Consider the following 4748-nt stretch of genomic DNA (forward strand, 5'->3'; position numbering starts at 1 on the left):
GCCTCTTCCGACTGGTCAATGTCGATAAGAGAATACGGCGTTTCGGTGCGATCCAAATTCTCTATGAGCTTCTTGCAGAACGGACACCATGTTGCGTAGTAGATCGTGGCTGCGGTCTCGTTTCCGGACGGATTATTTTTCTGAATAACTTCACTCATAACGCCCCACTATAGCGCCACAGTGGATTGATTGGCATGGTTTACTTGCTGAAATAGCAGAACCGATAGCGAAGTGGCTGGGTGTCGCGGCCATCGCTGCCATCACCGATGATCGTTCCGTTGCGGGACGTTTTCCACTCACTTCGTGACGACGGCACCCACTCCGACGACAACTGGGCAGTGACGGGATGGTCGAAATAGTGCCCGACAGCTGCGTCGATTTCCGTGAGAACGGCCAGCCGGACCTCCGGGCGCGTGAGAGCCTCCCGGTAAACTTCGCCCCCACCGATGACCCATGCGTCCACATTTTCCGGTGCGACGCGCCGGGTGAACACCGGGTGGGGAATATCCTTAAACGCTGCGTCCAACGAATGGTGAAGGATGACGCCCTCGGGGGTGTCTTCGTCACTCCAGCGTCGGGAGAGAACGATATTGGTACGTCCAGGCAGTGGCGTGAAACGCGAGGGAATACTTGACCAGGTTGCGCTGCCCATGATCACGGGCACGCCCCAGGTCAACTGCTTGAAGTGTGCCATGTCTTCGGGGACGTGCCACGGCATTCGTGTGCCGTCGCCAATGACCCCGTCCCTATCAGAGGCCCAGATAACCCCGATGAGCGGTTGTTCGGGTTCCACTGTTCGACGTGGGGACGGGGAAGCGTCGCCACGAGTGGGCGAGTGAACGCCTGTGGAGGATGAAGTAGACATTGAGCTCACCGCCTGTGTAGTGGAATTGGCTACACCGCGACCGGTGCTTTGATGGCTGGGTGCGGGTTATAGTTCAGGATATCGACATCGTCCCAGGTGTACGAGAATAAATCCGCAGCCTTGGTTAACGAGAGCGTCGGATAAGGGCGTGGATCCCGAGATAATTGAAGGTCAATCTGGTCGCGGTGGTTGTCGTAAATGTGGCAATCGCCACCGGTCCAAATGAACTCTCCGACATCAAGCCCTGCCTGTTGGGCCATCATATGAGTCAAGAGCGCATACGATGCGATGTTGAAGGGAACGCCCAAGAACATGTCGGCGCTGCGTTGATACAGCTGGCAGGAGAGCTTCCCATTGGCAACATAAAACTGGAAAAGAAGATGGCACGGTGGCAGCGCCATCGATGGAACATCCGCAACATTCCAGGCGGATACGATAATCCGGCGGGACGTTGGGTTGTTCTTAATCATGTCCAGAGCTTGCGAAATTTGGTCGATGGTGCCGCCGTCCGGCGTCGGCCATGACCGCCACTGCACCCCATAAATTGGCCCGAGATTTCCGTCCTCATCGGCCCACTCGTCCCAGATGTGGACATTCTTTTCGAGTAATGAGTGGATATTGGATTCACCCCGGAGGAACCAAAACAGCTCCTCCGAAAGCCCACGCATGAACACCTTCTTGGTGGTGAGAAGAGGGAAGTACTCGGAGAGATCGAACCGCATCTGTTTCCCGAAGAGGCTCGTCGTTCCCGTGCCGGTGCGGTCATCCCGGTGGTTGCCGTCTTTCAGAATCTCACGGAGAAGATCTTCATATGGCGTCGGAATAGCAGTACTCTCGCTCGCGGACATGCCAGTCATGGTAGCGCTTTTTTAATTTCAGTGGCCGTGCGCCCACAAACACCTGGTCACCGGGGCTGAGACTAATTACCGACGACGCGGGGCTTAGTAGTGTCCGTGCTCTTTCTTGAACTCGGCGGCAGCCTCCAAAATGGTGTCCTTCAACTCCGGGCGGCAAATAACAACATCGGGGAGGTAAACATCCTCGTTGTTGTAGCGCAGTGGCGAACCATCAAGACGCGAGCAGTGCAGGCCAGCGTCGGTGCACACACCGATCGGGGCTGCAGAGTCCCACTCGTACTGGCCACCAGCATGGACATAGGCGTCATAGTCGCCGAGCAACACGTGCATGGCCTTCGCGCCAGCAGAGCCCATGCGAACAACTTCACTGTCGAGCTTGTCGGCAATGACCTGCGCGACCTCAGGCTGACGGTTGTGTGACACAACGATCTTGTTAGCCCGTGGGCCCATCACAGCCTTGGCCGAACCAGTATGGAAGACCTGGCCAGCGTCGGGAAGTCCGACAGCAGCGTGCGTCGGAATGCCATTTTCTACGAGTGCAACATGGATTGCCCAGTCTTGGCGTCCGCCGGCAAACTCCTTGGTGCCGTCGAGGGGGTCGACGATCCACACGCGGTTTTTCTTCAGCCGCTCTAAGTTATCTGCGGCTTCCTCTGACAAAAAACCATCATCGGGGCGGTGACGGGAGAGTACGCGCTCTATCCACGTCTGGGCTAAGTCATCACCCGCCGCGCCGAGGCCAGGTCCTTCAAGCAAACCGACGGAACGGACGCCCTTCAGGATCTCACTAGTTCCCGTCGCAAGGCGCAGGGCAAGGGTGGCATCGTCAACGTAAGCACTCACGTAGACGACTTTAGCCGTTGTCAGTCGTTTGTCTCCACCACGGGGGCGGGATCGGTCCCGGCCTAAGCGTGCCCCGGAGCTCGCTTGATGGATCACGCTGGATTGACGACGTCGGCACGGCGTGTAGGAAGGGCATCTCGTCGTTACACACAGTCGTGACAATCACCCCCGTTAATGATGAAAAAAGAACAGATTACAGGGGCCGACGGGGGTAGTAGCGGCGGCGATGGGAACTCGATTCGCCTTCGCAAGGAACTATCAGACCATAACGCTCGACTAATTAATACGTGACCCTGACAACACAAAGCGATTTTCATCCCGAACAACAGAGTGAAAACCACGACGACGTGAACGACGGCCAGCGTAGCCGTCGTCGCGGACCACGCTTCCCGCATCGCGGCGGCAGCGTGCGGGCCATGATCCACCGGATCCACTTCTACGCCGGCGTTTTTGTGGGCCCCTTCATCCTCATCGCAGCCGTGACCGGCTTGCTCTACGCAGCTGCACCAAGCATTGAGTCCATCGTCGACCACGACAAAATGTACGTCCCGGCCTCCGATGTCCATAGCCATCAGCGGGTAGACGTCAAAGACCAAATACGCACCGCAGCGGAGCGGCACCCGGACCTCACCTTCAGCGGCGTGCAGATCCGCAACGACGACCGTGCCACCACCCGCGTTCTCTTCAATGACCCCTCTTTGCCCTCGAAGAGCTACCGCCGAGTGGTCATGGTCAATCCCTATACCGGCGAAGTCGTTGGCGACACCGTCCAGTTCGGCAGTTCCTCCTCCCTCCGATTCCGCGAATGGACTGACCGCGCGCACCGCAACCTTTTCCTCGGGGAGCCAGGGCGTATCTACGCTGAAACAGCTGCCGCTTGGTTGGGTGTGCTGACTGTCTCTGGGCTCGTCATGTGGTGGCGAAAAGTCTATGACAAGAACAAGAAAAAGCGCGCCACGGGATCAGAATCCCACTCAACGTCGAAACTGTTAACCGGGCGCCCGAAGAGTATGCGTCGGCACGCGATCATCGGGACGTGGGCGTGCCTGGGGATGCTGTTCCTCACTGCCACCGGTTTGACCTGGTCAAAGTACGCGGGCGCTCAAATCGCAGACTGGCGAGTCCAGCTCAACTGGGCCAAGCCCACCCCCGACACCACCGTCTCGCAGAGCGTCGGTTCCCCCGATGCTTCCATGGCTCACAGCCACCACGGAGGACACGGCGATCACAGCGGCCACAGTGGCATGAGCTCTGACTCGCCCGCGCTGACACCCCACGATTCGGTTCTCGAAGCGCAAAACCACGTCGACACGGTCATGTCGTCAGCCAAACAAGCCGGGATTAAAGCCAGCTTTGAGGCGACGGCCCCTGCCGCGCCGGGTGAAGCCTGGACTGTCACTGACCTGCGAGTCCCGTGGTACTTCAGCCACGATTCCGTCTCTGTCGACGGGGAAACAGGGCAAGTTGTTGACACCGTGTGGTTTAAAGACTGGCCCTTCGCGGCGAAACTGGCCGAGTGGGGGATCCAACTCCACATGGGCATTCTCTTTGGCATCGTGAGCCAGGTCGCGCTGGGAGCCCTCGCCATCATGATCTGCATCATTGTCGTCCGCGGCTACATGATGTGGTGGCAGCGACGCCCGACGCGGAACCGGAACGGTTTCCGGTCGAACTTCGGACGGGCACCCCGCCGAGGTGCATGGAGGAGGTCCTCGATCATCGGGTTCGCGGTAGCGGCGATTCTGCTGATTGGATACGGCCTCTTAGCTCCGCTCTTTGCGATCAGTGCTCTCGCTTTCCTTGCCCTGGATATCGTGATCGGCTTCGTGATGCGGTGGAAAGGCCGACGCGATCACGACAGCTCGTCGAAAGATACCTCTTTCGCTGAGGCCAACGCCTAGGCTAACCTAAATTCATGGTTGAGAATCCTCGAGAGGTATCCAGTAGCTCCCCCGACGACCGCCACGGCGACGAATTGCCGCAGGAACAGCGGGAATCATCGGCTAACGCAGTTCAGCAGCACGCCTCACGAGAGGAGCGGTTCTCACACCATTATCCGTTACGACGGGCCCATCGCTCGTCATCGCGAGCTCCCCGAGCCAACGAGCGGCGGCTCTCGCGGCGTTCATTCCTCGTCGCCGGAATGGGAGCCGGCGTGGCCTTAGGGTTGGCGGCATGTTCAT

General features: G+C 58.6%; 6 protein-coding genes. 2 read left to right on the forward strand and 4 right to left on the reverse strand.

What is annotated here, in order from left to right:
* The 4 genes from Q3981_RS10075 to Q3981_RS10090 all read right to left on the reverse strand — a co-directional run.
* On the reverse strand, nt 1-158 hold a 158-nt coding region (locus tag Q3981_RS10075), incomplete at its 3' end, for a glutaredoxin domain-containing protein (RefSeq protein ID WP_303125902.1).
* Between the two features lie 41 nt (nt 159-199).
* Nucleotides 200-865 carry a dihydrofolate reductase gene (locus Q3981_RS10080; RefSeq protein WP_303125892.1) on the reverse strand — a complete coding sequence of 222 codons (666 nt, stop codon included), beginning with the start codon at nt 863-865 and terminating at the stop codon, nt 200-202.
* 29 nt (nt 866-894) lie between these two features.
* Nucleotides 895-1713 carry a thymidylate synthase gene (locus tag Q3981_RS10085; protein ID WP_303125894.1) on the reverse strand — a complete coding sequence of 273 codons (819 nt, stop codon included), beginning with the start codon at nt 1711-1713 and terminating at the stop codon, nt 895-897.
* 93 nt (nt 1714-1806) lie between these two features.
* Complete coding sequence (locus tag Q3981_RS10090; RefSeq protein WP_204088138.1) at nt 1807-2565, reverse strand: 3'(2'),5'-bisphosphate nucleotidase CysQ; 759 nt, start codon at nt 2563-2565, stop codon at nt 1807-1809.
* Between the two features lie 287 nt (nt 2566-2852).
* On the opposite strand from Q3981_RS10090, the gene Q3981_RS10095 reads away from it, so the two are divergent.
* Both Q3981_RS10095 and Q3981_RS10100 read left to right on the forward strand, forming a co-directional pair.
* Nucleotides 2853-4466, forward strand: a complete 1614-nt coding sequence (locus tag Q3981_RS10095; RefSeq protein WP_303125897.1) for a PepSY domain-containing protein — start codon at nt 2853-2855, stop codon at nt 4464-4466.
* A 14-nt stretch (nt 4467-4480) separates the two neighbouring features.
* Nucleotides 4481-4748: hypothetical protein (locus tag Q3981_RS10100; protein WP_303125899.1), on the forward strand; the 268-nt coding region annotated here is incomplete at its 3' end.

This window comes from Corynebacterium sp. (genome assembly GCF_030530965.1).
Taxonomy (GTDB): Bacteria; Actinomycetota; Actinomycetes; order Mycobacteriales; family Mycobacteriaceae; genus Corynebacterium.

Bases quoted from the DNA above. Each gene is read 5' to 3' on its own strand.
- Q3981_RS10080 (WP_303125892.1), bottom strand. From the start codon at position 865: ATGTCTACTTCATCCTCCACAGGCGTTCACTCGCCCACTCGTGGCGAC.
- Q3981_RS10085 (WP_303125894.1), bottom strand. From the start codon at position 1,713: ATGTCCGCGAGCGAGAGTACTGCTATTCCGACGCCATATGAAGATCTT.